Origin of the sequence: Mesorhizobium sp. M0862 (assembly GCF_040319795.1) — a bacterium.
In the GTDB taxonomy this organism is placed as follows: Bacteria; Pseudomonadota; Alphaproteobacteria; order Rhizobiales; family Rhizobiaceae; genus Mesorhizobium.
Map to the genome: position 1 here is coordinate 26744 of NZ_JAMYOJ010000012.1, position 26120 is coordinate 52863.

A 26120-nucleotide genomic window follows, 5' to 3' on the forward strand; every position below is an offset into this window, starting at 1 on the left:
GTCCAATCCGCCCGCCAGGGCCTGGCGCCGCCCGTATCCACCGGCATTCCCCGAACTATGGGAAACAAATCCCTAAAGTTTTTTGCCGGCGGTAACCATTCGTTTACGCGCATTGTTAATCATAAGGGCGAGGACTTAAGGCCGGGTAAAAATTCCGGCTCCCGATACGGAAGCCGGCCAGCGAGTCCCTAGAGTCACTTAGTCCGACTTATTAATGTGTAGCATTAGCGATTTGGTTCTGTGATTCATCATTAGATTCAAGAGGGTGTAGAAAGGGGTTAAAAAATCTGGTACCGTCCTTGGTGCGGAATTAGGTTTTGTTAACCATTCGATGGCAGCCTCTGTTCAGGCAATCACTGCTCCGGTCCCGGATGGGTCGTGACATGGTCCGGCGGCAGAAAAGGGGAATGAAATGCGCGTTCTGCTGATAGAAGACGACAGTGCAACCGCTCAGAGCATCGAGCTGATGCTCAAATCTGAAAGTTTTAATGTTTACACGACCGACCTCGGCGAAGAAGGTGTCGATCTCGGTAAACTTTATGATTACGATATCATTCTTCTCGACCTCAACCTTCCCGATATGTCCGGCTACGAAGTCTTGCGGACACTTCGCCTGTCCAAGGTGAAGACGCCGATCCTGATCCTGTCCGGCATGGCCGGCATAGAGGACAAGGTGCGCGGCCTGGGCTTCGGCGCCGACGACTATATGACCAAGCCGTTCCACAAGGACGAGCTGGTCGCCCGCATTCATGCCATCGTGCGCCGTTCCAAGGGCCATGCCCAGTCGGTCATCACCACCGGCGATCTGGTGGTCAATCTCGACGCCAAGACCGTCGAAGTCGGCGGCCAGCGCGTGCATCTGACCGGCAAGGAATACCAGATGCTGGAGTTGCTCTCGCTGCGCAAGGGCACCACGCTGACCAAGGAAATGTTCCTCAACCACCTTTATGGCGGCATGGACGAACCGGAACTGAAGATCATCGACGTCTTCATTTGCAAGCTGCGCAAGAAGCTCGACGCAGCATCCGGTGGCCAGAACTACATCGAGACGGTCTGGGGTCGCGGCTATGTGCTGCGCGAGCCGGAAGACATCCGCGTCAGCGCCTGAGCGAACATCATCCAATTGAATCAACGCAAAAAACCCGGCTCAGGCCGGGTTTTTTGCTGTCCTTCTTGGCCGAGGACGTGCCGAGTCAGGCGGCAACCTTCAAGGTACGAAAACGTTCGAGCAGTTGCGGCCGGTTGAACGGCTTCAACAGATAACCCTGGGCGCCGGCGCGCTTTGCCTTCATGATCGAGGCAACATCGACCTCGACCAGTGAGATCAGAATCTGCGGTTTGATCGTGCTCTCCATGGCGCGAACCTGGCGAATGACGTCGACCGCTTGCATGTCCGGCAGGGCGCCGTCGACGACAATCACATCAGGCATCTCGGCAGCGCACATCTCGACAGCATCAAGTCCAGTTGCCGCTTCGATCACCACCATGTCGGAGCCGCCAAGAATCCGTTTTGCAACCTTCCTGATGACGCTCGAATCGTCGACAAACATGCAGCGCTTCATTTCCGGGTCCTCTTTGCCATGGGGCGAACCGGCGGCATCCGGGTATCGGGATGCACACTAGTCCGATCTGGTAAAGAAGCAGAAAAGCCGTTAGGTAAAGTTTTTACAAACATGTCGTTTGCAGCCCCATTCTGCAGGGGCGTTGCCGGCAATGAAACTTGCCTGTTCTGAATTGCCGCAAATATCAGCGGGAAAAGATACTTGATTGTTCTTGATGCTCGGACGTCCTGCCGAGCGGCTTCGCTCAGGCCGCGGACAGCACGATCTCTTCGGCGGTCGCGTGAATCGAGATCGTCATGTTGGCCTCACGCGCCAGCAGCAGCGTGTAGTAGGGCTGGACGGTATGGGCGTCGATAGGCTCCTCGGGCTTGTTGCCGGAATGGAGCTCGAGGAATTTCGGCGGCACGCGCAGCATCGGGCCGCTTGCGGCAAGCGCAAAGCGCGGCTCGGTGTCGAGGTTTTCCAGCGTGACCACCAATCTGCCACCGCGCGGGATGGCGGCATTGGCGACGAGCAGCAAATTGAGCAGCAGCTTGACCTTGTTCTTGGGCAGCAGGGCGCGAACCCCGTTCCAGATCAATTCCGGCTTCTCGTTCTTCAGGAAGGCGATGGCGACGGACTCGGCATCGCCGGTGTCGATCATCATGCCCGCCGAACCGGCGGCACCGAAGGCGATGCGGGCGAATTGCAGGCGGGCCGAAGCGTTTCTGGCGCTCTGCCGGATCAGTTTCATGGCGTCTTCGTCGGCGCCGCCCTCGTCCAGGAGTTCAAGGCCGTTGTTGATGGCGCCGACCGGCGAAATGATGTCGTGGCAGACTCGGCTGCACAACAAGGCTGCGAGATCGGGTGCGGAGAGAGAGAAAAGCTCAGCCATCGGCGAAAAATCCCTGCTAAAATTCACATCCTGGTGGCCGCGCGGCCGACAGCCACGCTCACCACCCGAATCACGCTCTCTCCCCCCAGGCATTCTGAATACACAGCGCCCGAGCGTGCAGCAACAATCCACAATTCTTGTGAGAAAAACGGCATCTTTGCACAGGATGGGAGCCCGCGCAGACCGTCAGAAACAGCCTTCGAACCGCCATGTTCATGTGGGAGGTTAATGGTTGAAAAAGGATTACGGCATAGTTTGCCCGTAACAGTCATCCTTAACGGCCGCCTAAAGAGCCGGACGGGGTGCGAGGCGTCGGCGAAAGTGCTCCCTGACGGAGATTGGAAGCATGGTTTCCCGATTTTACGACCGGACGTTTGTCCGCGTCTTCTTCATGGCGATTGCCCTCATGGGCGCTCTCGCTTTCTCAACCTCTGCGTCGCGGGCACAGGAATACACCGCTCAGGAGATCGTCGATTCCGGTCACAAGTTCTTCGGCGCGACGTCGGGCGGTCTCGCCACCGTCGTCGAGAAGATTTTTGCCTCCTACGGCCTGCCCAATGGCTATCTGCTCGGCGAAGAGGGATCCGGCGCGCTGATTGGCGGCCTGACCTATGGCGAAGGTACGCTCTACACCAAGAATGCCGGCGACCATAAGGTGTTCTGGCAAGGGCCTTCGCTCGGTTGGGATTTCGGCGGCGAGGGATCGCGGGTGATGATGCTCGTCTATAACCTCGACGACGTCAGCAATCTCTACAATCGGTTCGGCGGCGTTGCCGGTTCGGCCTATGTCGTGGCCGGCGTCGGCTTCAACGTGCTGCAGAACAACAGGGTGCTGCTGGTGCCGATCCGCACCGGCGTCGGCGCGCGGCTTGGCGTCAATCTCGGCTATCTGAAGCTGACGCAGAGGCCGACCTGGAATCCATTCTGAGCGATTCCGACCACACTTCGACCCGATCAACAGATTCTGACCCGGTGCAGCTGCGGCAAACCCTTGCCGCAGCGCTGGATTTGCGTCATGCGAACATGGCAAAGTCCAGACTTGGCGGTTGCCGGATAGCGGCCCGCCCGTAACGGGTAGTCACCTTGGTTCAGTCGATCCTGTTCTTCGCCCTCGGCTTTCTGTGCGCAGGCTTTCTGGCGCTGCTGGTCGCGCCGGCCATCTGGCGGCGGGCGGTCGCGCTGACACGCAAGCGTGTCGAGGCGTCGGTGCCGCGAACGCTGGCCGAGATCCAGGCCGACAAGGACAGCTTGCGGGCCGAGTTCGCCATGACGACGCGCCGGCTCGAAATCAGCATCAAGACGCTGCGTGAGCAGGCGAATGAGCAACTCGTCGAAATCAATCGCGGCCGCGAGGCGCTGAAGGGCCTGGCGGTCGAGCGCAATGACAAGAAGCAGGCGCTTTCGGAGCTCGGGGAAAAAAACGAATTGCTCCTGCATCGCGAGCAGCAGATACAACAGCTGTCTGACAGGCTTGCACAAACAGAGCGCATGATGGAAAAGCGCGCGCTCGAGCTGGAAAAGCTCGAGCATATGTACGACGACGCGTCCTTCTCCTCCAGCAATCGTCAGATCGAACTGGTGGCGCGCGAATCCGAGCTGGAAAAACTCGCCAACGACATTTCAGTGCTGCGCGGCCAGCGCAAGGAGGCCGACAAGCGCCATCAGGAAGTCGTCGCCGAAGGCAAGGCCACGCGCGATGCCTTGAAGGCCGAAAAGAAAAGAACCGCCGAGCTCGACAGAAAGCTCGAGCGCCTGCTCGCCACGCTCGCCGATCGCGAGGACAAGCTCGATCGCCGCGAAAAGGAACTGGCCCGGCTTCGCGAGCGGGTGAAGGGCGAGGCTACGGGAGCCGCTGCGGCTGCTGGCCTGGTTGGTGTGCAAGACAGTGCCCGCGCCAGGAACGAGGACATGGACAAGACGCTCGCCAAGCTCGAAGGCGACCGAGAGCGGCTCGAAGCCAGGCTGACGACGCTGGCCCGCGAAAACAAGCGGATGAAGGCGGAGCTTGGCGGTTCTGGATCCGCGAAGCCCGGGAATGGCCCCGGCAATGGCAATGATGCCGGTTCTGCCTTGCGCGAACAGATGAACAATCTGGCGGCTGAGGTCGTCCATTTGACGGCCAAGCTCGAAGGACCGGATTCACCGATCGCCAAGGCGCTGGCGGCGCCGCAGGAAACGCGGTCAGGAACCACCAGCCTGGCCGATCGCGTCCGGGCGTTGCAGAAGGCAGATTTGCCGAGCTGAGTTTCAAGCCTCGGCTTGAAATTGCCTGACTACGCCTATCAGGGCGAAAAATGGTGCAGCGCAATGGCTGACGCGGCAGCAACATTCAGGCTGTCGAACCCTTCCGACATCGCGATCCGCACCGTCCGCAGGCGGGCAAGCAGGCTCTCCGGGAGGCCCTCGCCTTCGGTGCCGAGATAGAGCGCCAGTCGTTTCGGTCGCGCGGCATCGCGAATGTCAGCCTCACCACGCGGCGACAAAGCGACCTGGCCGAAGCCCAACTCGCCGAGCTTCGCGATGAAAGCTTCAGTGTCGCCGAAGGACGCAAAGGGCACCTTCAACGCGGCGCCGACGGAGACGCGGATCGCCTTGCGATACAGTGGGTCGCAACAGGTGGCGTCGACGAAGACGGCATCGGCGCCGAAGGCGGCGGCATTGCGGAAGATCGATCCGATATTGTCATGGTTGGCGATGCCGATGAGAACGACGATCAACGCTTCGGCAGGCAAGGTGTCGAGCAAGGCCTCGGCGGGCTGTGGCGTGCCCTTGCTGCCGATCGCCAATATACCGCGATGCATGTGGAAGCCGGCGATCCTGTCCATGACGGCGCTTGCCGCAACGTAGACCGGCAGGTCGGCAGGGGCCTTGCGCAGGATGTCGTCGAGCCCGGCCAGCCGGTTTTCGAGGACCAGGACCGACTCCGCAGCAAAGCGTCCGGCTGACAGCAGGACGTCCAGCACCACCTTGCCTTCGGCAACGAACCGGCCATGGCGGCCGGTGAGATCGCGCTCGCGGATGTCGAGATAGGCGGCGACCCGCGGATCGCGCGCGTCGTCGATCTGGATCGGATCCATCAATACCTCGGCCGGCGAAAAATCGTCAGCGAGGTAAGGAGCGATCGGAGCCGCCAGTCAAGCCCTGCAGGTCAAGTCCCGGCGCGGCGCAGACGCGTTGCCATTTGGGACAAGTCGCCTATCCCGAAAATGCCGTCCAGCATGCGCAACAGTTCGCGCACGGCTTCGGACTTGCAGGAATAGTAGATCATCTGCCGGTCGCGGCGGGTCTCGACAAGATCGAGCGCCCTGAGCTTGGCCAGATGTTGCGACAAAGCGGACTGGCTGAGCATCACCTTTTCGGCGATGGCGCCGACCGACATTTCACCGTCGGCCAGATAGCTCATGATCAAGAGCCGCTTTTCGTTGCCCATAAGGGTCAGAAATGTCGCCGCCGATTCGGCATTGGCGATTAGTTTGGTCGAGACCATCGATGCCCCATGTTTTCCTGCTCATCCAAACGCTATGGGGGCAAATAGCGTTGGCTGCTATAATTCAGCTATGGATCACGCTGCTGATTCAGCGTCGTCTGAATCGTAGATCATTTCGCCCAAATCTCAAGACGTGCTTTTGATTCATGACGATTATCCTTGCGTAGCTGGCGCACGACCGGCTTTGGCCATGTCGACCAGAACCGGCCGCAGGTCGCGCGCGGTCTTCAACGGCTGCGGAAAATAGACCCTGCAAACGGTGTCGCCCGATGCCAGGTCCATGCCATCGGCATCGAAGCCGGTCATGGTCCAACCATCACCTTCAACCCTGGCGAAATGATGGGCATAGACGGCGATGGCGTCGAGATGGTCGGCATTCATGTGGTCGAGAGCGGATTGTTCGCTGGCGGCCAGCTCGTCGACGATCGCCCCCTCGGTGATGAGATCGGCACGGTCGAGCAGGTAGGCCTTGCCGAAGCCGCCATTCAGGCTGGCGCGCTCCGGCTCGAGCCGAAAGATCGAGAAATCGCCGAGCTCGGCATAGAGCTTTGCCTTGGGATGGCGGTTGAGATAGCGCCGCTCGGCGCGGGCATGCGCGCTCGACCCGCGTTCCAGCGGCTGCGCCCGGCAGACCAGCGTTATCCTGGGATGCGCCAGCGGATCGCCCTTGCCGGGTTCGCCGACAAGCAGCGAGCAGCGCGGCTCGGCAAGGATGGCGCCGGTATGGGCTGACAGCGCCGAGACAAGGATCAGAGGCGTGCCATCGATGTCGGTGGCGACTCCGACCCTGGAGGCCAGCGGTGCGCCGGTCGACGGCTCGATCACCGCGAGGGCGCCGAAACGGGCGCTGCGGATCAGCGTTGCGGCCAGCCTGATCGCCTCGGCGTCCGTCGCGCGAATGACGTCCTTCTTCGACTGGTCCAAAATGCTCACCAGGTAAGTTGATTTTCTAAATCCAGTTGTTGGCCAATCATGCCGGCTTTGACAAGCGCTTTGATCTCGGCTGTCGAAAAGCCGAAGCGCGCCAGCACGGTCTGGGGCAGCTGATCGTCATCTTCAGACATGCCGGCAAGCGCCGGCTGCGAGGCCGAGAAGCGTGGCGCGGGCGCGGGGCGCTCGAGCGCACCGGCCTTCACAAATGCGTGACGCGCCCGGTTGTGCGGATGATCCCTGGCTTCGGCCAGCGACAGAACCGGCGCCACGCAGGCATCGCTTGCGGCAAACAGCGCGTCCCAGTCGTCGCGTGTCTTCTGCCGGAACCGGTCGGCAATGGCCGCGCGCATGTCCGGCCACAACGCCTTGTCGTATTGGCCGCGGACAAAATCCTCGCCGAGCGGCAGCAGCCTTGCGAATGCGGCGAAGAAGCGCGGCTCAAGGCAGCCGACCGCAACGTGGCGTGCGTCCGCCGTCTCATAGGTGTCGTAGAAGGGCGCACCAGAATCGAGCAGGTTGGCGCCGCGCCGGTCGCTCCACAGACCTGCCGACATGAAGGCGTGTATGGGGGCCGCCAGCATCGAAGCGCCCTCGACCATCGCCGCGTCGACCACCTGGCCTTTGCCGGAGCGCGAGCGCTCGAACAGCGCTGCAAGCACCCCGGCGATCAGCATCATGGCGCCGCCGCCATTGTCGGCGATCAGATTCAGCGGCGGCACCGGCCGACCTTCCTCCCGGCCGATGGCATGCAACACACCCGAATAGGCGAGGTAGGTGATGTCGTGGCCGGCACGACCTGCGAGCGGCCCGTCCTGGCCGAAGCCGGTCATGCGGCCGTAAATCAGCGCCGGATTGCGCGCCAATGCAGCATCCGGGCCGAGACCAAGCCGCTCCATCACACCGGGGCGAAAGCCTTCGACAAACAGATCGGCCTTTTCGGCAAGGCGCAGCAGCAGTTCCGTTCCTTTGGCCTGCTTGAGGTCGACGCGCAGGATGGAGCGGCCGTGACGGTCGAGATTGTACGCATCGGAGAGGGGCAGCAGGGGTTGGTCCGAACCGGTGCGCTCGATGCGCAGCACCTCGGCGCCCATCTCCGACAGCATCAGCCCGGCCAGAGGCACCGGGCCGAGCCCAGCCATCTCGATGACTTTCAGGCCGGCCAGCGGACCGGTCTTCACTGCGCCGGCCGCCATGGCCGTCTATTTCGGCGCCATGCGGATTGCCCCATCGAGGCGGATGGTTTCGCCGTTCAGCATCTGGTTTTCGACGATATGCAGGGCGAGCGCGGCATATTCGGACGGCTCGCCGAGGCGGGACGGGAAGGGCACGGCCGCGCCGAGCGAATCCTGCACCTCCTGCGGCATGCCGGCCATCATAGGCGTCTTGAAGATGCCGGGCGCGATGGTGCAGACACGAATGCCGGAGCGCGCCAGGTCGCGGGCAACCGGCAGCGTCATGCCGACGACGCCGCCCTTGGATGCGGCATAGGCGGCCTGGCCGATCTGGCCATCATAGGCGGCCACCGACGCGGTGTTGACGATGACGCCGCGCTCGCCGCCCTGCAGCGGTTCGAGTTTGGCGGCACGGTCGGCGACGAGGCGGATCATGTTGAAGGTGCCGATCAAATTGATCTCGATCACCTTGCGGTACTGGTCGAGCGGATGTGGACCATCCTTGCCGATCGTCTTCACGCCGATGGCAATGCCCGCGCAATTGACCAGGATGCGCGCTGGCCCAAGTCTCTTTTCCACCTCGGTGACCGCGGCCGCACCGCTGTCGGCGCTGCTCACATCGCACTGGATGGCGGCGCCGCCAATGTCGCCCGCCACCTTCGATGCCCGGTCGATGCCGATATCGAAAATGGCGACGCGCGCGCCCTTGTCGGCCAGCGCGCGGGCGGTTGCCTCGCCGAGGCCGGAGCCGCCGCCGGTTACGATCGCAATCTGGCCGTTCGGGTTCATGCTGCATGCTCCGTGCTGTTCCGGGTCATGCTACGGAGGTCGCCGCCATGGTGCAACCTGACCAATGGGGATCCATCGCGACCGGTGCCGTGACCGATCCTGGAGCTCAGGCCATCACTGGTGCCTGCTCCGCGATCCTGGCAAGGCTGGCATGGCCGACCTCGCCGGAGAGCCGCGCCACGGCACCGGGCACGATCTCGTGCGACAGCAGCCGGTCGAGGTCGACCGGGCGCGGCATGGAGATCTGGCCGCGGGGGATCTTTCTGAAGCCGAGCGGGCCGTAATAAGGCTCGTCGCCGACAAGGATCACCGCCGGCGCGCCGGCCTTGGCGGCCGCCTCCAGCGCGATCGCCACGAGCCGGCGGCCGATGCCGAGATTTTTGAAGGCGGGCCGCACGGCAAGCGGCCCGAGCATCAGCGCGCGGCCGGCGCCGGCGGCGATGCGGGTCATGCGCACCGAAGCAATGACGATGTCGCCATCCATGGCGACAAAGGACAGCGAGCGCTCGTGGCCGCCGGTCTCGCGGATCTTGTAGGCGGCCAGCACGAAACGGCCGGGGCCAAAGGCTTCGTCGTTGATGGCTTCGATTTCGGGATCATGCGCCGGAGTTTCCGGCAGGTATTTCACGTCGGCAAGGCTCATGGTCTTCGCGGTCCGATAAAGAGGAAAGGTTGCTGCAAGCGGCAGCGTTCGCCAGTCAGCGCTTTCTAAGCGCGGGCGCCCTTTCGTCGTCGGTCAAACCGGATCAAGCCAAGATCGAACATGCGGAGTGTCCGCTAGCATCAATTTCCGGCGGCTGCAATCGGCTGTTTTCATCCGGCGTTTCATACGAGTGACGCTCTGTTCAGCAGATGACGGCTTCGGCATTGCCGCCTTGCGACTACATTGGCCAAGGCACGCAAGGAGATTTCGTATGGGATTGCTGGTCGAAGGCAAATGGCAGGACCGTCCGGCCAATGTCGATAGCAGCGGCAGGTTCATCCGCGCCGAGACACAGTGGCGTGACTGGATCACGCGCGACGGCGCGCCGGCGCAAGGTCGTACGCGCGGCTTCAAGGCCGAGCCCGGACGCTACCATCTTTATGTCTCGCTCGCCTGTCCGTGGGCGCACCGCACGCTGATCTTTCGCGCGCTGAAGAAGCTAGAAGACATCATCCCGGTTTCAGTCGTACATCATTTCCTCGGTGCTGAGGGCTGGACGTTTTTGGCCGAGGATGGCGCCACCGGCGACACGCTCTACGGCCTCGACTTCCTGCACCAAATCTACACCAAGGCCGATCCAGCCTATTCGGGCCGGGTTTCGGTGCCGGTGCTGTGGGACAAGAAGGAAGAGACCATCGTCTCCAACGAATCCGCCGAAATCATCCGCATGCTCAATTCGGCCTTCGACGAGTGGGGCGATGCCGCTCTCGATTCCTATCCGCCAGGCCTGCGCGGCGAGATCGACAAGGTCAATGCGCTGGTCTTTCCCGCCGTCAACAACGGCGTCTACCGCGCCGGCTTTGCCACCACGCAAGCGGCCTATGAAGAGGCGTTCGGCGAGCTGTTCGCGGCGCTCGACACGCTGGAGGGCCGACTGTCAAAACAGCGCTATCTCACTGGCGAGCGTGTCACCGAGGCCGATTGGCGGCTGTTCACCACGCTGGTGCGTTTCGACCCGGTCTATGTCGGCCATTTCAAATGCAATCTGCGCCGCATCGCCGACTATCCGAACCTTTCGAACTATCTGCGCGACCTCTACCAGGTGCCCGGTATCGCCGGCACGGTGAACCTGCACCACATCAAAATGCACTATTACGGCAGCCACGAGAGCATCAACCCGACGCGCATCGTGCCGGTCGGGCCTGGGCTCGACTATGGCGCGCCGCACGACCGGGCGCGGTTCAGGCAGGCGGCGTGAGCATCGGATTGACAGCCTACCAGTACGGCGATACCGGCTCGCCTTCAAAAACCTCGGCAAGCCGCCGCAGCGTCGCCGGCGTCGTGCCATGCGGCAAGCGGTCGAGCGGAAAGAAGCCTGCTTCGGCGATCTCGTGGTCCGGCAGTTTCGGCGCGGTCTGGTTGAAGGTTTCGATGAGATAGAGGCCGACATGGTCGCGGCGGCTGGAGCGGCGGTTGAAATGCATCGATTTCAGCACCGGCTGGGCTGTCAGCGCGATGTTGCCTTCCTCGGCCAGTTCGCGCACCAGCGCCTCACCGAGCGTCTCGCCGACTTCGACGCCCCCGCCCGGCAATTGCCAGCCGGGAACGTAGGTGTGGCGGATGAGGAAGACAGTGTTCGAGGCGCGATCGTGGATCAGGCCGCGCACGCCCAGCGTCATCGGCCGCCGCAGCAGGAAATAGAGATGGAACAGCCTTGCCCTGAGGCCTGCCCAGCCGGTCTGGCGAAACGCCTGCTCCGGGTCCGATATAGCCATGACTAGCGAAACCGTGGATGGGCAGGAAACAGTGAGTGGAAAGCGGGGAGCGCGTCGCCTATGAAGGAAGGATGTTCAGGCTCGCGCATATTTCCGATGTCCATCTGGGGCCGCTTCCCGGTGTAACCTATCGCGAACTCGCGTCCAAGCGCGTCGTCGGCTACGTCAACTGGCAGCGCAACCGCCGCCGCCATATGCACGATGCCGTCATCGACACCATCGTCGCCGACATGAAGGCGAGCACACCCGACCACCTCACCGTTACCGGCGATCTGGTCAATCTGGCGCTCGACGGCGAGATCGAGATGGCCAAGCACTGGCTTGAGACGCTGGGTTCGCCGGAGGATGTCTCGGTGGTGCCGGGCAACCACGACGCCTATGTGCCGGGCGCCTTCGACAAGGTCTGCCGCTCCTGGGCGGCGTGGATGAGCGGCGACGGCGTGACTGCGCCGATCGACCGCAACGCTTTTCCCTATCTGCGCGTACGCGGCAATGTCGCGCTGATCGGCGTTTCGACGGCGCGCGCCACGGCGCCGTTCATGGCCAACGGCTTCTTCCTCGAAGGTCAGGCGCAAAGGCTGGCGACAGTGCTCGACGCAACGAACAAACGCGGCCTGTTGCGGGTGATCATGATCCATCATCCGCCGGTGCGCGGCGCCGTCGCCCAGCAAAAGCGCCTGTTCGGCATCTCCCGCTTCCACAAGACCGTTCATAGGCATGGCGCCGAACTCGTGCTGCACGGCCATTCGCATCTGCCGTCGCTGTTCTTCATCGGCGGGCGCGGCGCCAGGATTCCGGTCGTCGGCGTCGCCGCCGCCGGGCAGTCGCCAGGCAGCAAGAACCCGGCGGCACAGTACAATCTGCTCGATATTGACGGGGAGAAGGGCAATTGGCTGATTCGCCTGACGCGGCGCGGCCTGACCGGGCCGGCCTTGCCGCCATCGGACCTGCAGGTCATTGAACTCGGCGCGCAGACACCGAGGCCTCCAGATCGTTGATCAGAAGCTGATCTTCATCGCCATCAGGCGATCCCAAAACAGCGCGGCCGCCACCGCCAGGCCAACAAGCGCGCCGGCGGCGACCAAGCCGAGACCGGAAAGGAACGTCGACCAGCCCCTGCGGGGCACGGCTGCTTGCAAGGGCGGCTCAGCTTCCGGCACGGCGGCGCGTTTCAGGTCGGCGACGGCCGGCTCGACACCGCCCTCCATCATGCGCTGACGCTCGACGATACGCTCCGCCACATAGCGCGTGACCTGATCGGCGACCGGTTTCATATCGGTCGATTCGGCGAGCACGACGCGGCCGATGCGGGTATCCCTGAGAAAGCGGTAGGTGCGGCGGTCGCGCCCCATGGCGACATGGCTGACGGCGTCGATCCACAGGCGGGGCTGCAGGCCGGAGGAGACGACGAAGTCGAAATTGTCCATGTCGGCGGGCACGTCGGCAAAGACCGGGGCGAGCTCGGCGGCGAGCAGATCAAGCCGCATCCGGTGCGCCTCGCGCATGTCGACCACGACATCGTCGCGATCGGCGAAGGCATTTTTCACATCGCGAACGGCGTCGGACAGTTTGCGGGAGGTGTCGATGGGGGTGATGTTTTCGCCAGTGTCCTTCATCGGCGTCGCCTCGCTGATATGGTTAATTGCGAGTTAACACAGGCGGCGGCAAAATGCACTGGCGAGATGCGGGGCGCAAGTAAGTTAGCTCGCCGCGGCCTCGAATGTCGGACGCAGGCGCCTGCCGCGGCGTGCCATGTTTCGGCGCACGGCCTGGGCGACCACATCAGGCACTTCCTCGACCAGCATATGGCCGGCATCGAGCACGTGATGAATATGAAAATGCGCCGGCAGACAATCAGCCTGGGTAAAGGGCAGCACCGGATCGTCCGTTCCCCAAACCACCATCACCGGCATGTCGAGGGTGTCCAGCTGTTCGCGGGGTATGACCCCCTGCCGCTCGTTCCTGGTCATGACGGCCGATATCTCAATCAGCTTGCGCAACTGGCCGGGGCGACGGCGTAGGTCCGCCAGGACGCCAACGATGCGTTCGGGCGGCGGGCTTCGCGGTCCCGACATGGCGGCAAGGCAGGCGCGGATTTCCCGTCTGTCGGCGGCCGCGGCGTAGCGGCGCAACAGCGGTCCGTTGATCTCGGGGCCAACACCGCCCGGCGCCAGAAGCGTCAGCGAGCCTATCCTTTCAGGCTCGGCAAGCGCCATCAGGGAGGCGACCGCGCCGCCCATCGAATGACCGGCGACATGCACCCTTGCTATCCCGCGTGCGGCGATATCGGCGAGAACCGCTCGCGCCGCTGTTTTGGCCGGGCCGCTGCCAGGAAATTCGAGAGACAGTCCGTGTCCCGGAAGATCGTAGGCCAAGGTCCTGACATCGGGCCCTAGCGACGCGGTCACCTCGCGCCAGATATCATGGCAACCACCGAAGCCATGCAGCAGGACGACCGTCTTCGGCCCGGCGCCCCGCTCGGCAACATAGAGGGATGAGACCATGAAAATGTGCGATTATTGCAAGACTGGAGAGGAAATTCGAATCGAGGCTGGATTGCTCCCAGTCCAGACCGATGGCCAGTAAAGTTTTCGCGATCCGGAAAGACTAGCTGGCGTTGCCGAGGCCCGCGGCGCGCAGCGCCTCAACCAGCCGGTCGGTCAGATCGGCGGGATATTTGCGCTCGGCGAAGGCCGCGCGCGGATCGGCGGCGAATTTCGGGAATTTGGTGGTCAGCTCATCCAGAAGCTTGGCTGCCAGCTGTTCGCGGCCGGCAGCCTTGGCGCCGATCAGCCGCGCCGCCAGATAATGCGATTTCATCGCCGTCGTGCGCAGCGACTCGCTGGCTATCGCGGCCTTGTTCATGTCGCCCAGCATGAATTGCCCGGCGAAAAGCCCAAAATCCCACCATGTCGGATGGCCGCTGAACGTCTCGACGGCATGGGTCAGGATGGGTGTTCCCTCGGCATATTTGCCGGCAAAGATCAGGCCATAGCCGTAAGCGGCAGCCATGCCGAGGTCGTAGGGGTTGAGCTCATAGGCCTTGCGCATCCAGCGGATCGATTCCTCGGTGTTGCCGAGGCGCGAATTGAGGTAGCCATAGGCGCGGTGCGCATAGGGGCTGGTCGGTCCCATCTGGATGGCGCGATGGGCGAAAGACATTGCTTGTTCGACCGTCGCGCCAGGCGGATAGGCGTAATGATCGGTGGCGGCCTCAAGGGTCAGGGAGGCCAGTTCCGAATAGACCAACGACGATTTCGCACCCTGGCCGGCGAGGTTGTCCAGGCAGCGATAGGCGGCCTCGTGCGTCCTGGTGCTCTGGTCGAGATAGTATCTGTCGTTGAGGATCAGGCAGCTCGTCAGCCCGGTCTGAATGCCGTTCTGTTCGATGTAGCTGTAGAGCGGGCCGGAGGCGGGAACGGTCGAGCTGAGGATGGCGGCGATACGATCCTCGACGGTGCCAGGTGCGCTGTCGGCGGCCGTCAGACTGCGGGACAAAAGCACGCGGCCGGTCGCCACGCTCTGCAGTTCGAGCGTCACGTCACCTGCCATTGGTCCCGGCAGGACATCGAAAACGAAGCTGGTCGGGTCGGTGCTCGGATCGCGCTTGCTGTCGGCGTCGCGGCCGATGAAGTCGATCGTGTCGAAACCGGCAAGGCCGGCGCGCAGCGAAGCGGCGACGCGGCCGGCCTCGGGGCCGGTGGCCTTCACCGCGATGTAGACGAGGGGCAGGGCCTCCATCGACGGCGATGCGATGCTGCTCGTTACGCCCGCGGTCTCGACCACCGCGGTAGGATCGCTGCTGGCAAGCAATGCGCCGCTGCCCTGGCGCAGGATGAGCACGCCCAGCATGAGAATGACCAGCGTCATGGCGACCCAGAAGAACTGGAGATGGCGCGCCAGCGAAGGCCCAGGTTCTGTAACCCCCGAAGCTGTCGCGGCAGCGGGAACGGCGTCAAGAGCCGCCTGGTCGGGCGATCCGGGCAAGGCGGCTACCGCCGCCGCAAGCGGCTCCTGCCCAACCGGCAGGCGTATGGCGTTGAGCTCATAGGACGGCACGTAGCCGCCGCGCGGAATGGCAATGCGAACCGGTTCGGCTATGCCTTCATTGGCGAAATAATGCTGGAGAAGTTCGCGCAGCCGGCCTGCCTGCACCCGGACAACGGCGTCGGTCGACGAATCGAAATCGCCGTCCTTGCCGAAGACGTCCATGGCGATGGAGAAACCCTTGAGCCTGTCGGCTTCGCCGGCCTGCTCGCGCTCAACAAGATAGCGCAGCAACTTGCGCGCGCGCTCGGAACGTCCGAACGTTTCGCTGGCGAGCAGTCGCTCCAGTGTCTCGCGCACTGCGGGGGCGGCAGGCGTGGCATGCTGCAAGTGTCGATCCTCTCGAAGTCGGCACAGGTTGAGGCGCAATCATATAGAGCCTGCACTTCCATACAAGCATGCTTATGTTATGCGATCGCGTAACACACCGGATAGTTGCCGGTGGTTGACACAAAAGACCGGAATTTCCCTCGGCAAATGGGGGATTTCCGGGCGCCGCGGACATTCGGCGCCCGGGAAAATATCAGCCGGCCTTGCGGCCGATTATCCGGTTGGCGGCCGAAACAACGGCTTCCAGCGAGGCGGCGACGATGTTGGTGTTGATGCCGGCGCCGAACAGCTTGCCGCCGGGATATTCCATCTCGACATAGGAAATCGCCGAGGCGTTCGAGCCGCGCTGGAGCGAATGTTCGGAATAATCAAGCACCGACATGTCGACGCCAACATGACGCGACAGCGCATCGACGAAGCCGTCGATCGGGCCGGTGCCGGAGCCGGCGATTGTCGTCTCCTTGCCGTTGTCGAGGATCACCGCCTCGACCACGCGCCGGCCCTTTTTCTCGGTATCGGGATAGGTGTGATGGTCGAGGAACTTCAGTCGTGCGCCGGGCTGGTCGACATAGGTTTCAATAAAGCGGTCATGGATGCGTTTTGCCGGCACTTCCTTGCCTTCGGCGTCGGTGATCGCCTGGATCTCCTGGCTGAACTCGATCTGCAGGTTGCGCGGCAGATTGAGGCCGTAATCGGCCTGCAGTACATAGGCGATGCCGCCTTTGCCCGACTGCGAGTTGATGCGGATGATCGCCTCGTAGCTGCGTCCGACATCTGCCGGATCGATCGGCAGATAGGGCACTTCCCAGACCGGCGTGTTGGCCTTCTTCAAGGCCTTCATGCCCTTGTTGATGGCGTCCTGGTGCGAGCCGGAAAAGGCGGTGTAGACGAGTTCGCCGACATAGGGATGGCGCTCGGAGATCTTCAGCTGGTTGGAATATTCGTAGACGTCCTTCATCCGGTTGATGTCGGAGCAATCCAGATGGGGATCGACGCCTTGCGTGTACATGTTGAGCGCCAGCGTCACGATGTCGACATTTCCGGTGCGCTCGCCATTGCCGAACAGCGTGCCTTCGACGCGGTCCGCACCCGCCATCAGGCCGAGCTCGGTGGTGGCGATGCCGGTGCCGCGATCGTTGTGGGGGTGCAGCGAGATCAGCAGGTTCTCGCGGTCGTCCAGGTTGCGGCACATCCATTCGATCCGGTCGGCATAGATGTTGGGCGTCGACATCTCGACCGTCGACGGCAGGTTGATGATCAGTCTGTTGTCGGCTGTCGGCTTCACGATCTCGGTGACGGCGTTGCATATCTCCAGCGCGACTTCGAGCTCGGTGCCGGTAAAGCTTTCGGGCGAATATTCGAAGCGATAACCGCCGCCGGCCTTGGCCGCCATGTCGGTGATCATCTTGGCCGCGTCGGTGGCGATGCGCTTGATACCGCCGACATCCTTCTCGAAGACGACGCGACGCTGCAACTCGCTGGTCGAATTGTAGAAATGCACGATCGGATTGGTGGCGCCCTTCAGAGATTCGAAGGTGCGGGTGATGAGTTCGGGACGGCACTGCACCAGCACCTGTAGCGAAACATCAGCCGGCACATTGCCTTCCTCGATGCACCAGCGGGCGAAATCGAAATCGGTCTGCGAGGCCGAGGGGAAACCGATCTCGATCTCCTTGAAACCCATGTCGAGCAGCAGGGCGAACATGCGCGCCTTGCGCTCATGACCCATCGGATCGATCAGCGCCTGGTTGCCGTCGCGCAAATCGACCGAGCACCAGACCGGTGCCTTGTCGATGACCTTGTTGGGCCAGGTGCGGTCGGTGAGACCGACCGTCGGGTAGGGCTGGTATTTTCGGGCCGCGCCCGGCATGTGGCCGGCCGCGCGTTTTACGCTTTCGGCTTCGCCGGTGCGGATGTCTTCTCGTGCGTTCATCGTCTTGTTCTCCCGGCGGCTCGCGGATCGGTCTTCGGACGGATTCCAGGGCGAGCAGCGCCTTATCAGATTTTCGTTCGCTTGATGTGAATTGCCAATTTCTGAACTGGCCAAGGAGCGTGCGCGTAAGCGGCGGTTCGACCGCCGGGCGCTCCTTCAGCGAACCCGGCGATCGCCGATAAGGCCGAGAAGAAGCAGGGTCGATGCCAGCGCGCGCACGGTCTCGCCGGCAAAGCCGGTCAGACGGGAAGCGACGGAGGAGACGCGCGTGTTCATGGCGGGTTTCATACAGGAGCCGCCATGGACAGGCAAGTGGGCTGCCATTCCACCACTCGCGAGCACTCTTCCCCATGCGCGGCAAATGCGCCAGACTTGCGTGTAGCCGGGGCCGCAATGCTTCGCCGTCTGAGGGGTCATCCGTGAATTTCGTTTTCTTCTCGCCGCATTTTCCCGCCAACGGCGCCGATTTCTGCGACCGGCTGAAGAAGGCCGGCGCCACGGTGCTGGGCATTGGCGATGCGCCTTATGAGGCGCTGGACGGCAAGCTGAAGGTGGCCCTGTCGGAATATTACCGCATCGCCGACATGGAGGACTACGATCCGGTGTTCCGGGCGATGGGTCATTTCATCCACAAATGGGGCCGCATCGAGCGCTTCGAGTCCCTCAACGAGCATTGGCTGGAGCTGGAAGCCAACATCCGCACCGACTTCAACATCTACGGAACCAAGCTCGATTTCGTGAGGAATTTGAAGCGCAAGAGCCGCATGCGTGCATTCTTTCGCAAGAGCGGCGTCGACACCATCGCCCAGCGCAAATGCTCCGACCGGGCCGGTGCCATGACCTTCATCCGCCGCGTCGGCTATCCCGTGGTGGTGAAGCCCGATTCCGGTTCCGGCGCCTCGAACACCTTCAAGATTTCCAACGCCAGGGAACTTGACCAGTTCTTCAGAGACAAGCCCGAGGACGTGACCTTCGTCATGGAGCAGTTCATCGAGGGGCTGGTGGTGACCTTCGATGGGCTGGTCAACCGTGACGGCGAGGTGGTGCTGGCGGCCAGCCACCGCTACGACCAGAGCATCATGGAAGTGGTCAACAAGGACCGCCACATGAGCTACACCTGCTTTCCCAAGGTCCGACCGGCGATCGAAGAAGCCGGCCGCAAGATCCTCAAAGCGTTCGACGTGCGCGAGCGCTTCTTCCACATCGAGCTGTTCGAAACCAAGGACGACCGCGTCATCGCGCTTGAGGTCAACATGCGGCCGCCCGGCGCCTGGATGACCGATGCGATCAACTACACGTTCGACATCGACGTCTACGCGGCCTGGGCGGACATGGTGGTGAAGGATGCCGCCGGCGGGCCTTACGAGGGCAAATATTTCACCGCCTATGCCAGCCGCAAGCGGCGCCTCGACTATTTGCACAGCCATGAGGACGTGATAGCCGCGCATCGCGACAAGATCGTCCATCATCAGCCAATTGAAGAGGTTTTCAGCCGCGCTATGGGAAATTACGCCTACCAGATGCGCTCGAAAGACGAAGCAGCACTGCGCGCGGCCGTCGCCTACATCCACGCGGAAAAGGCTTGAACGCGATGGACATCTCCTATCACAAGCATTTCTCCGGCAACCTCGGCCGCGACATGGAATACAAGCGCTACGGCCATGCCGGCCGGCCGGTGGTGGTGTTCCCGACGTCGCAGGGGCGGTTCTACCAGTTCGAGGATTCCGGCGGGGTTGGAGCGCTGGCCGAATTCATCGATACCGGCCGCATCCAGCTGTTTGCGGTCGACGGCGTCGATTCGGAATCGTTCTTCAACAAGCATGCCGGCGCCGCCCACCGTATCGGTCGCCACGAGGCTTATTTCCGATATGTGCGCGAGGAGGCGCTGCCGGAGTTTCTGGCGACCGCTGAGCAAACCAATGGCGGGCGCAAATTAAAGCCGCTGTTCACCGGCTGTTCGATGGGCGGTTATCATTCCTCGAACTTCGTCTTTCGCTTTCCCGAACTCGCCAGCGGCGTCATCGCGCTGTCGGGCGTCTATTCGGCGGGCGACTTCTTCGGCAAGGTGCTGGAAGGCGACATTTTCTACAATTCGCCGCTCGACTATCTGCCCGGCATCGTGGACCCAAAACTGCTTGCCCGGCTGAAGGCGCTGAGGATGATCTTCTGCTGCGGGCAGGGCGCCTGGGAAGAGCGGATGCTGGTCGAGACGCGCAGGCTGGAACAGATCCTGCGCGACAAATCCATTCCCGCCTGGGTCGACTATTGGGGCGGCGATGTCAGTCATGACTGGCCATGGTGGCACAAGCAGCTGGTCTATTTCTTCGGCCGCTGGCTGGATGACGATCTGATGCACCGGCTCGATTGATGGCCACACCCGAACCTATCCGCCGCTTTATCGAGGCCACCAATGCGGGTGATAGCGAAGCCGTTCTCGACACGTTCACAGCCGACGCGTCCCTGACCGAGTGGGGGCGGTCCTTCCAAGGCCGCCAGCAGATCGCGCGCTGGAACCAGTCGGACAATATCGGCGTGAAGTCCAATCTTCGCATTGTCCGCATCGCCGAGGTCGAGGGCAGCTACCGCGTCCGCATTGCCGTGAAAGGCAATGGCTTCAACGGCGAGGGTGACATGACCTTCGTGCTGGACGGCCACCGCATAGCGAGCCTCGTCATCTCCTGACGCGGCTCAGCTACCCTTCCTGGCAAACCGGCAGAGCAATGGTCTCGTGTTCCACCGCCGATCCACGGCGCAAGCCGAGAAAGACGACAAGGGCGGTGACGATGGTGATTGCCGCCAGCACGATCAGCAGCCTGTCGAACGCGATCTCATAGGCCTGGACCAGGACCGTGGCTCCGGCACCCGGCAAGCGGGCTGCCGCTTCGCCGATGTTGCCGGTCACCAGCAGCTGCGCGGCGGCGGTTGCATCCAGGGAAGACGCCGTTCCCTGAGCTGCCAGTTGGGCTGCCGTGAAACCCGACAGGACTGCCATGACGATCGCCAGCGCCACGCCTTCGCAAGCGACGCGGGTGGTGTTGAAGATGCCGACCGCCATGCCGGCACGCTCTTTCGGCACGACGCCGACGGCAAGTCCGTCCATCAGCCCCCAGGGCAAGGCGATGCCGACGCCGATGAGGATCAGCGGCGCCACCAGCGCTGCGGCGACAGGCGGTGTCAGGCTCAGCCAGACAAGGCCGCCGGCGGCCACAAGCAGGCCGACACCGCAGATCGTTGCCGGAGCGATCCAGCGCGCTACCTGGCCGGCGAGCAGTGGCAGGATCAACAGCGGTCCCGACAGGCAGATCATCAACTGCCCCGCCTTGATCTCGCTCATCCCCTCGATGCCGATGAAGCGGATCGGCAACAGCACCAGCAGGACGACGAAGCCATAGGCGGGAGCGGCCGCCAGGAACTGGACGCCGACGAAGCGGGGAAAGCGGAACAGCGAGAGATCGAGCATCGGCCGGCGCACGCGCCGCTCGACGACGACGAAAGCGGCAAAGCAAAGGGCGGCCGCCACGAGAAGCGCGATCACCAGGGGATCGGTCCAGCCGCTCTGCGGCGCTTGCAGCACGCCGTAGGTCAGCGATGCCAGCGCGATCGTAAAGGTGCCGGCTCCCGCCCAGTCGAGGCCGGTCGCATCCGGATCGCGCGATTCCCTGATGGTGCGCAGGCCGAGCAAAGCGGCTGCAATCGCGAGCACTGCCACCAAGACGAAGATCGATCGCCAGCCGAAAGCATCTATGAGCAGGCCCGACGCGATCGGCCCAAAAGCGAGGCCGATGCCGAAACTGGTGCCGAGGAAGGAGAAGGCGCGCAGCCGCAATGGCCCATCGAATTCCTGGGCAAGAGCGGAGGCGCCGCCGGCAAAGGCGGCGGCACTGCCGAGCCCTTGCGCAGCCCTGAGCACATCGAACCAGACGATATCAGGGGCGAACATCGATCCCAGCGATGCCAGCACATAGGTGGCGAGGCCAACAAGGAAGAGCCGCTTGCGGCCATGATTGTCGGCCAGCGCGCCTGATGCCATCAAGGTGGCGGCGAAGGTCAGCATGAAGGCGTTGGTCACCCAGTTGAGCGCGATCGGGCTGCCGCCGAGGTCGGCCGCAATGCGGGAAAGCGCGACGGCCGGGCCGGTGAAGGTCAAGGGCATTGTCATGGCGGCAAGGCATACCGACAACAGGACAAGCCATGGCGCGACCGCGCCGTTTGTGGTCTTCGAGGTCATGGATTTCCTATCTGAACCAGGATCCGCCGGCCTGCCGCAAGCTTGCTGCGCCGGTCGTAACGGGAAGATAGGCTCGCGACACTTCGAGAAGAATAGTGTTAAATCTCCAGATATACCGGACTGAAACGCTCGAATGGAGAGATGCGATGGAACGCCTCAATGGGCTCCTGGCCTTTGCCCGCACGGCTGAGTTCGGCAGCTTCATCGCTGCGGGCCGCACGCTCGGCATCTCGGCATCGGCCGTCGGCAAGAGCGTCGCCAGGCTCGAGCAGGATCTCGGCGTAAGGTTGCTTCAGCGCAGCACGCGCCGCATCGGGTTGACCGAAGAGGGCAAGCTGTTCAACGAGCGGGTGCGGCGCATCCTCGACGACATCGACGATGCCGAGGCGATGCTGTCGCGGAGCCGCGAAACACCGCATGGGCGGCTGCGCGTTTCGACGCCGATCGTGACCTATCATTTGCTGTTCCCGGTGCTGTCGGAGTTCATGGCGCGCTATCCCGAAATCGAACTCGACATCGACTTTAACGACCGCATCGTCGACCTCATCGACGAAGGCGTCGACATCGCGATCCGCAGCGGCGACCTGCCGGATTCGCGCCTGGTGGCGCGGCCGCTTGCACCCTTCCGGCTGCTGTTGTGTGCGGCACCCTCCTATATCGAGCAGCACGGCAACCCGAGCGGCCCGGACGATCTCGTGAACCATTACGGCATCCGCTTCCGCTTTCCCAACAGCGGCAAGCTGCAAGGCTGGCCGTTCATCGGCGGCAGCGCCGAGCCGCAGGTCCGCTCGATGCTGACCTGCAACAACACGGAGGCGCTGAAGGGCGCCACGATGGCCGGGCTCGGCATCAGCTCGATGCCCGATTTCCTGGTCCGCGAGGCGCTGCGTGACGGCCTGCTGCGCACGGTGCTGGACGACCATGTCGACGGCCGCGGCCAGTTCCGGTTGCTGTGGCCGTCCAATCGTCATTTGTCGCCGAAGGTTCGCGCCTTCGTCGATTTCCTTCCCGACCGGCTTGCCGCGACGCTGGGCGGCTCTTAGAGCATGATCCCAAAAAGTGGGTACCGGTTTTTGGAAAAGATCATGCTCCAACAAAGGGTTAGATCATGATGAAATTTCAACGAAATCTCATCATGATCTAGTCCTTCGCGGCCGACAGCGACGGCGACAGCGAGGAACAGCAGCGCTTCTCAGTAGGTGGCGCGGCCGCCGGAGAGATCGAACGTTGCGCCGGTGGTGAAGGAATTTTCGTCCGATAGCATGAAGGCGATCATCGCAGCCGCCTCTTCGACTTCGACGAACCGGCCTCGCGGCACCTTGCCCAGCATGTAGGCGACCTGGGCCTCAGTGAGCTGTTCGAGGATGCGGGTGCGGGCGGGCGATGGGGTCAGCGCATTGACGGCGATGTCGTGGCCGGCCAGTTCCTTACCGAGCGATTTTGTCAGCGCGAGCACGCCGGCTTTGGCGGCGGAATAGGCGGCGGCATTCGGATTGCCTTCCTTGCCTGCGACCGAGGCGATGTTGACGATGCGGCCGTAGCTGCGCGCGATCATGCCGGGCACCAGGCGCTTGCAGCAGTAGAAGACGCCGTTGAGGTCGATGTCGATTATCTGGCGCCAGGCGGCAGGATCATAATCCGCCACCGCCGCTGCCGGTCCGGCGATGCCGGCATTGTTTACCAGCAGATCGACCGGACCAAGCGAGCGCTCGGTTTCGGTCGCGGCGCTGTCGACGGCCTCCATCAGCGATTGATCGCACAGCAAACCCTCGACCCGGCCGAGCGGGGCGAGTTCGGAAACGGCCTTCGCCATGGCGGTCTCGTCCACATCCCAGATGGCGACGCTGGCACCCGATGACAGCAGTCGCCGGGCGACGGCAAGGCCGATGCCTTGCGCGCCGCCGGTCACCACGGCGACCCGGCCTGAGAGATCGACGGCATTCACACGACGTTTCATGGGCACTTTTCCTCTTCCCTGGATATTTGAATCTCAGTCCCTGACGGCTCTCGCCACCAGCCGCGCTATGCTCGGCCCGGCGATGAGCACGACCAGGAAGCGGGTCGACTGCAAGGCCATGACGAAGGATATGTCGACGTTCTGCGCGGCGGCGGCAATGATGGCGACGCTGTCCATGCCGCCGGGGCTGGTCGCGAGATAGGCGGTCAGCGGATCGATACCAAGGACGTGGCTGATCAGCCAGGCTAGCCCGCCGCAAAAGGCGATCAGCACGACGATAGAGCCGACGATCTGCGGCAGCGCCCGTGTCGCATGACGCAGGATCGCCCGGGTAAAATTCAGCCCTATCGACCAGCCGACCATCGCATAGGAGAGCGCCAGCAGCCATGGCGGCAATTGCATCGCCACGCCGAAGCCGAGATGGACGATGGTGCCGATGATGAAGGTGCCGAGGAAGAAGGGTGACGGCAGCCGGCACAACCGGCCGAGCAGGCCGCCGACCAGCGCCACGCCGAGCGTGGCGGCAAAGGCTGCCGGTTCGATCGGCGGGAACCAGACGATGGCTGGTACCTCGATGCCGGAAGTGTCGACCCACATCTTGGCGACGAGTGCTGCCGTCATCGAGACGAAGATGACGCGCAGATACTGCATGAAGGCGACGAGGCGCTGATCGGCGCCGAAGGCACCGGCCATCAGCACCATGGCAGTGGCAGCACCCGGCGACGAGCCCCAGACCGCGGTGGTGCCGGGCAGGATGCGCCAGCGGCTGATCAACCAGCCAAGCAGGCTGGACGCCGCAAGGGTCGCCAGCACCACGACAAGGACCAGCGGCCATTCCTTGTAGAACACCGAAAAAATGTCGGTGGAGATCGACGCCGCGACCAGACAGCCGACCAAGGCCTGGGCGGCGGCGAACAGCGGCCGCGGCACGCGCACCGTGGCGCCATTGGTGCCGGCAAGGATCGCCGCCAGCATCGGGCCGATCAGCAGCGCCGCCGGCAGTGCGGCGTATTCCAGCGCGCCGGCGAACAGCAGCGAGACGATCAGCAGCACCAGCCACTGCCGAACCGGACGCATGCGCGCCATGCGTTCGACGGCCGGTTGGTCTGGCGAAGAGTCCATGTTTGGGTCTTAGACCTGGAAGAGAAAAATGCGAACGCTGTCTCGGACGAAATTCACGACCCCGACCCCGCGTTGGGATGTCACTCGTTCTTGATGGCGGGCAGGCCGAAACCGCCGGCCGGATGGGTCTCGACCTGGAATTCGAAGCCGGCGATGATCGGCCGGGCCTTGGCGATCGCTGCCTGGACCTCCGGCAGCTGCAGCGAAGCCTTGTGGCTTGCGGCGTCGGTCCACACTTCGGTCACCCAGATCGCGTCGGCATCGGCCGGGTCGCGGGCGATGACATAACTCAGGCAACCCGGCATGGCGCCGGTCGAGGCGAGCAGCACATCAATGATCGCGTCGCGCTGGCCGCGCGCCGCCCGCATCTTTCCGATCAATCCGTACATTGCCTCTCCCCTTTCTTCCAACCTCAGCAAACGTGCGCACGACATGCATGGTTGCGAGACGCAGTATGCAATTGCCGGCTCACGGCATCAACTGGCCACCGTTCACCTCGATGACCTGACCGGTGATGTAGCCGCTCAAAAGATCGGAGGACAGAAACAGATAAGCGCCGACGCAGTCTTCGGCCGTGCCGGCACGCCCTTGAGGAATGGTGGCGACCATGCCCTTCATCTGCTCGTCGGTGGAATAGCGCTCATGGAAGGGTGTCGCGATGGTGCCCGGCGCCACCGCGTTGACGCGGATGCCGAAGCCGATCAGTTCCTTGGCCATGCCGCGCGTCACATTGGAGACAAAGGCCTTGGCCGAACCGTACAGCCCGGCGCCGCCGCCGGCGCCGTTGCGCGCCGCGATCGACGAGGTGTTGACGATGAAGCCGCCCTGCTTCTTCAGCCATGGCATCGCCTTGCGCGAGGCCGTCAGCACCGAGCGGGCGTTGAGGTCCATCACCGCGTCGTAGTGCGCCTCGGTCTGCTCCGCATAGGGCACGCGGCCGAGCATGCCGCCGGCATTGTTGATCAGCCCGTCGAGCCGCCCGAATGTTTCGGCGCTCTCCTCGACTACCCGCTCGACATCGGCTGCCTGTGAGAAGTCGCCCTGTGTCAGGAACACCTCACCGCCGCTGTCGCGGATGTTTTTGGCCAGCGTTTCTGCGGCCTCCCGGCTCGAATTGTAGTGCAGGGCGACCCGGCATTTCTGGGCGGCGTAGGCCAGTGCAAGGGCGGCACCGATGCCGGTCGAAGCGCCGGTGACCAGCACCGCTTTGCCGGCAAGATCGGGGATGACGAGGGTGGTCGCGGTCATGAGCACTTTCCTTCGGGCTG

Annotated in this window: 27 protein-coding genes; 9 read left to right on the forward strand and 18 right to left on the reverse strand. The window is 63.1% G+C overall.

Annotated features, from left to right (window positions below; all coding sequences use genetic code 11):
* Positions 1-412: 412 nt before the first annotated feature.
* Positions 413-1108 carry a response regulator transcription factor CtrA gene (gene ctrA, locus NKI15_RS18810; RefSeq protein WP_006203583.1) on the forward strand — a complete coding sequence of 232 codons (696 nt, stop codon included), beginning with the start codon at positions 413-415 and terminating at the stop codon, positions 1106-1108.
* 85 nt (positions 1109-1193) lie between these two features.
* On the opposite strand, the gene NKI15_RS18815 is transcribed toward ctrA, so the two are convergent.
* Both NKI15_RS18815 and chpT read right to left on the reverse strand, forming a co-directional pair.
* A complete protein-coding gene (locus NKI15_RS18815) occupies positions 1194-1562 on the reverse strand; it encodes a response regulator transcription factor (protein WP_023669946.1) in 369 nt (122 codons plus the stop codon).
* A gap of 244 nt (positions 1563-1806) precedes the next feature.
* A complete protein-coding gene (chpT, locus tag NKI15_RS18820) occupies positions 1807-2436 on the reverse strand; it encodes a histidine phosphotransferase ChpT (RefSeq protein WP_023669947.1) in 630 nt (209 codons plus the stop codon).
* 391 nt (positions 2437-2827) lie between these two features.
* Here chpT and NKI15_RS18825 point away from each other — a divergent pair, with 391 nt between their 5' ends.
* Both NKI15_RS18825 and NKI15_RS18830 read left to right on the forward strand, forming a co-directional pair.
* A complete protein-coding gene (locus NKI15_RS18825; protein ID WP_245259859.1) occupies positions 2828-3364 on the forward strand; it encodes a DUF1134 domain-containing protein in 537 nt (178 codons plus the stop codon).
* A 155-nt stretch (positions 3365-3519) separates the two neighbouring features.
* Positions 3520-4680 (forward strand): coiled-coil domain-containing protein, encoded by a 1161-nt coding sequence (locus NKI15_RS18830; RefSeq protein WP_352886571.1) that lies wholly within the window; start codon positions 3520-3522, stop codon positions 4678-4680.
* Between the two features lie 38 nt (positions 4681-4718).
* On the opposite strand, the gene NKI15_RS18835 is transcribed toward NKI15_RS18830, so the two are convergent.
* The 6 genes from NKI15_RS18835 to NKI15_RS18860 all read right to left on the reverse strand — a co-directional run bounded on the left by NKI15_RS18835 (position 4719) and on the right by NKI15_RS18860 (position 9460).
* A complete protein-coding gene (locus NKI15_RS18835; RefSeq protein WP_023683629.1) occupies positions 4719-5513 on the reverse strand; it encodes a TrmH family RNA methyltransferase in 795 nt (264 codons plus the stop codon).
* A 71-nt stretch (positions 5514-5584) separates the two neighbouring features.
* Positions 5585-5923, reverse strand: a complete 339-nt coding sequence (locus NKI15_RS18840) for an ArsR/SmtB family transcription factor (protein WP_023669951.1) — start codon at positions 5921-5923, stop codon at positions 5585-5587.
* Positions 5924-6076: 153 nt separating this feature from the next.
* Positions 6077-6847 carry a HugZ family pyridoxamine 5'-phosphate oxidase gene (locus tag NKI15_RS18845; protein ID WP_352514047.1) on the reverse strand — a complete coding sequence of 257 codons (771 nt, stop codon included), beginning with the start codon at positions 6845-6847 and terminating at the stop codon, positions 6077-6079.
* Between the two features lie 5 nt (positions 6848-6852).
* Complete coding sequence (locus tag NKI15_RS18850) at positions 6853-8049, reverse strand: CaiB/BaiF CoA transferase family protein (RefSeq protein ID WP_352513964.1); 1197 nt, start codon at positions 8047-8049, stop codon at positions 6853-6855.
* Between the two features lie 6 nt (positions 8050-8055).
* Positions 8056-8817: a 3-hydroxyacyl-CoA dehydrogenase gene (locus NKI15_RS18855; RefSeq protein ID WP_023705950.1), complete on the reverse strand. Its 762-nt coding sequence runs from the start codon at positions 8815-8817 to the stop codon at positions 8056-8058.
* Positions 8818-8923: 106 nt separating this feature from the next.
* Positions 8924-9460 carry a GNAT family N-acetyltransferase gene (locus tag NKI15_RS18860; RefSeq protein ID WP_023669955.1) on the reverse strand — a complete coding sequence of 179 codons (537 nt, stop codon included), beginning with the start codon at positions 9458-9460 and terminating at the stop codon, positions 8924-8926.
* A 271-nt stretch (positions 9461-9731) separates the two neighbouring features.
* Here NKI15_RS18860 and NKI15_RS18865 point away from each other — a divergent pair, with 271 nt between their 5' ends.
* On the forward strand, positions 9732-10718 hold the full coding sequence (locus tag NKI15_RS18865) for a glutathione S-transferase family protein (RefSeq protein WP_023699707.1): 987 nt from the start codon (positions 9732-9734) through the stop codon (positions 10716-10718).
* A 16-nt stretch (positions 10719-10734) separates the two neighbouring features.
* Here the strand turns inward: NKI15_RS18865 and NKI15_RS18870 are convergent, their stop codons facing one another.
* Positions 10735-11235, reverse strand: a complete 501-nt coding sequence (locus tag NKI15_RS18870; RefSeq protein WP_031195394.1) for an NUDIX domain-containing protein — start codon at positions 11233-11235, stop codon at positions 10735-10737.
* Between the two features lie 71 nt (positions 11236-11306).
* Between NKI15_RS18870 and NKI15_RS18875 the strand changes: the two genes are divergently transcribed.
* On the forward strand, positions 11307-12233 hold the full coding sequence (locus NKI15_RS18875) for a metallophosphoesterase family protein (RefSeq protein ID WP_023683636.1): 927 nt from the start codon (positions 11307-11309) through the stop codon (positions 12231-12233).
* Here NKI15_RS18875 and NKI15_RS18880 read toward each other — a convergent pair whose 3' ends face one another.
* From NKI15_RS18880 to leuA, 4 genes are all read right to left on the reverse strand, one after another.
* Positions 12234-12851: a hypothetical protein gene (locus tag NKI15_RS18880; protein ID WP_023733389.1), complete on the reverse strand. Its 618-nt coding sequence runs from the start codon at positions 12849-12851 to the stop codon at positions 12234-12236.
* 84 nt (positions 12852-12935) lie between these two features.
* On the reverse strand, positions 12936-13739 hold the full coding sequence (locus NKI15_RS18885; RefSeq protein WP_023686188.1) for an alpha/beta fold hydrolase: 804 nt from the start codon (positions 13737-13739) through the stop codon (positions 12936-12938).
* A 103-nt stretch (positions 13740-13842) separates the two neighbouring features.
* Entirely contained in the window at positions 13843-15612 is a 1770-nt protein-coding gene (locus tag NKI15_RS18890; protein ID WP_023669961.1) for a tetratricopeptide repeat protein, read from the reverse strand.
* A 193-nt stretch (positions 15613-15805) separates the two neighbouring features.
* Positions 15806-17482, reverse strand: coding sequence for a 2-isopropylmalate synthase (gene leuA / locus NKI15_RS18895; RefSeq protein WP_023683640.1), 1677 nt, complete (start codon positions 17480-17482; stop codon positions 15806-15808).
* 482 nt (positions 17483-17964) lie between these two features.
* On the opposite strand from leuA, the gene NKI15_RS18900 reads away from it, so the two are divergent.
* The 3 genes from NKI15_RS18900 to NKI15_RS18910 are packed head-to-tail and all read left to right on the forward strand — an operon-like array spanning position 17965 to position 20227.
* Complete coding sequence (locus NKI15_RS18900; protein WP_352513963.1) at positions 17965-19131, forward strand: ATP-grasp domain-containing protein; 1167 nt, start codon at positions 17965-17967, stop codon at positions 19129-19131.
* A gap of 5 nt (positions 19132-19136) precedes the next feature.
* Entirely contained in the window at positions 19137-19913 is a 777-nt protein-coding gene (locus NKI15_RS18905) for an esterase family protein (RefSeq protein ID WP_352886652.1), read from the forward strand.
* Complete coding sequence (locus NKI15_RS18910; protein ID WP_352513962.1) at positions 19913-20227, forward strand: nuclear transport factor 2 family protein; 315 nt, start codon at positions 19913-19915, stop codon at positions 20225-20227. Before NKI15_RS18905 ends, NKI15_RS18910 begins: the two co-directional genes overlap by 1 nt.
* Positions 20228-20237: 10 nt before the next feature.
* Here the strand turns inward: NKI15_RS18910 and NKI15_RS18915 are convergent, their stop codons facing one another.
* On the reverse strand, positions 20238-21773 hold the full coding sequence (locus tag NKI15_RS18915) for an MFS transporter (protein ID WP_352513961.1): 1536 nt from the start codon (positions 21771-21773) through the stop codon (positions 20238-20240).
* A 146-nt stretch (positions 21774-21919) separates the two neighbouring features.
* Here NKI15_RS18915 and NKI15_RS18920 point away from each other — a divergent pair, with 146 nt between their 5' ends.
* Positions 21920-22816, forward strand: a complete 897-nt coding sequence (locus tag NKI15_RS18920) for a LysR family transcriptional regulator (RefSeq protein ID WP_023733384.1) — start codon at positions 21920-21922, stop codon at positions 22814-22816.
* A gap of 149 nt (positions 22817-22965) precedes the next feature.
* Here the strand turns inward: NKI15_RS18920 and NKI15_RS18925 are convergent, their stop codons facing one another.
* From NKI15_RS18925 to NKI15_RS18940, 4 genes are all read right to left on the reverse strand, one after another.
* Complete coding sequence (locus NKI15_RS18925) at positions 22966-23718, reverse strand: SDR family NAD(P)-dependent oxidoreductase (protein ID WP_023734989.1); 753 nt, start codon at positions 23716-23718, stop codon at positions 22966-22968.
* A 45-nt stretch (positions 23719-23763) separates the two neighbouring features.
* Positions 23764-24852 carry an AbrB family transcriptional regulator gene (locus NKI15_RS18930; protein ID WP_023711109.1) on the reverse strand — a complete coding sequence of 363 codons (1089 nt, stop codon included), beginning with the start codon at positions 24850-24852 and terminating at the stop codon, positions 23764-23766.
* 80 nt (positions 24853-24932) lie between these two features.
* Complete coding sequence (locus NKI15_RS18935) at positions 24933-25241, reverse strand: putative quinol monooxygenase (RefSeq protein ID WP_352886578.1); 309 nt, start codon at positions 25239-25241, stop codon at positions 24933-24935.
* Positions 25242-25320: 79 nt separating this feature from the next.
* Complete coding sequence (locus NKI15_RS18940; protein WP_023686180.1) at positions 25321-26100, reverse strand: SDR family NAD(P)-dependent oxidoreductase; 780 nt, start codon at positions 26098-26100, stop codon at positions 25321-25323.
* Positions 26101-26120: the final 20 nt, after the last annotated feature.

Excerpts from the sequence above, each read along its gene's own strand:
- NKI15_RS18870 (WP_031195394.1), bottom strand. The coding sequence starts at position 11,235 with ATGGCTATATCGGACCCGGAGCAGGCGTTTCGCCAGACCGGCTGGGCA.
- NKI15_RS18860 (WP_023669955.1), bottom strand. The coding sequence starts at position 9,460 with ATGAGCCTTGCCGACGTGAAATACCTGCCGGAAACTCCGGCGCATGAT.
- NKI15_RS18915 (WP_352513961.1), bottom strand. The coding sequence starts at position 21,773 with ATGACCTCGAAGACCACAAACGGCGCGGTCGCGCCATGGCTTGTCCTG.
- NKI15_RS18905 (WP_352886652.1), top strand. The coding sequence starts at position 19,137 with ATGGACATCTCCTATCACAAGCATTTCTCCGGCAACCTCGGCCGCGAC.
- NKI15_RS18930 (WP_023711109.1), bottom strand. The coding sequence starts at position 24,852 with ATGGACTCTTCGCCAGACCAACCGGCCGTCGAACGCATGGCGCGCATG.
- leuA (WP_023683640.1), bottom strand. The coding sequence starts at position 17,482 with ATGCCGGGCGCGGCCCGAAAATACCAGCCCTACCCGACGGTCGGTCTC.
- chpT (WP_023669947.1), bottom strand. The coding sequence starts at position 2,436 with ATGGCTGAGCTTTTCTCTCTCTCCGCACCCGATCTCGCAGCCTTGTTG.
- NKI15_RS18940 (WP_023686180.1), bottom strand. The coding sequence starts at position 26,100 with ATGACCGCGACCACCCTCGTCATCCCCGATCTTGCCGGCAAAGCGGTG.
- NKI15_RS18850 (WP_352513964.1), bottom strand. The coding sequence starts at position 8,049 with ATGGCGGCCGGCGCAGTGAAGACCGGTCCGCTGGCCGGCCTGAAAGTC.
- NKI15_RS18875 (WP_023683636.1), top strand. The coding sequence starts at position 11,307 with ATGTTCAGGCTCGCGCATATTTCCGATGTCCATCTGGGGCCGCTTCCC.
- NKI15_RS18885 (WP_023686188.1), bottom strand. The coding sequence starts at position 13,739 with ATGGTCTCATCCCTCTATGTTGCCGAGCGGGGCGCCGGGCCGAAGACG.
- NKI15_RS18815 (WP_023669946.1), bottom strand. The coding sequence starts at position 1,562 with ATGAAGCGCTGCATGTTTGTCGACGATTCGAGCGTCATCAGGAAGGTT.
- NKI15_RS18935 (WP_352886578.1), bottom strand. The coding sequence starts at position 25,241 with ATGTACGGATTGATCGGAAAGATGCGGGCGGCGCGCGGCCAGCGCGAC.
- NKI15_RS18855 (WP_023705950.1), bottom strand. The coding sequence starts at position 8,817 with ATGAACCCGAACGGCCAGATTGCGATCGTAACCGGCGGCGGCTCCGGC.
- NKI15_RS18920 (WP_023733384.1), top strand. The coding sequence starts at position 21,920 with ATGGAACGCCTCAATGGGCTCCTGGCCTTTGCCCGCACGGCTGAGTTC.
- NKI15_RS18880 (WP_023733389.1), bottom strand. The coding sequence starts at position 12,851 with ATGAAGGACACTGGCGAAAACATCACCCCCATCGACACCTCCCGCAAA.
- NKI15_RS18835 (WP_023683629.1), bottom strand. The coding sequence starts at position 5,513 with ATGGATCCGATCCAGATCGACGACGCGCGCGATCCGCGGGTCGCCGCC.
- ctrA (WP_006203583.1), top strand. The coding sequence starts at position 413 with ATGCGCGTTCTGCTGATAGAAGACGACAGTGCAACCGCTCAGAGCATC.
- NKI15_RS18865 (WP_023699707.1), top strand. The coding sequence starts at position 9,732 with ATGGGATTGCTGGTCGAAGGCAAATGGCAGGACCGTCCGGCCAATGTC.
- NKI15_RS18840 (WP_023669951.1), bottom strand. The coding sequence starts at position 5,923 with ATGGTCTCGACCAAACTAATCGCCAATGCCGAATCGGCGGCGACATTT.
- NKI15_RS18910 (WP_352513962.1), top strand. The coding sequence starts at position 19,913 with ATGGCCACACCCGAACCTATCCGCCGCTTTATCGAGGCCACCAATGCG.
- NKI15_RS18825 (WP_245259859.1), top strand. The coding sequence starts at position 2,828 with ATGGCGATTGCCCTCATGGGCGCTCTCGCTTTCTCAACCTCTGCGTCG.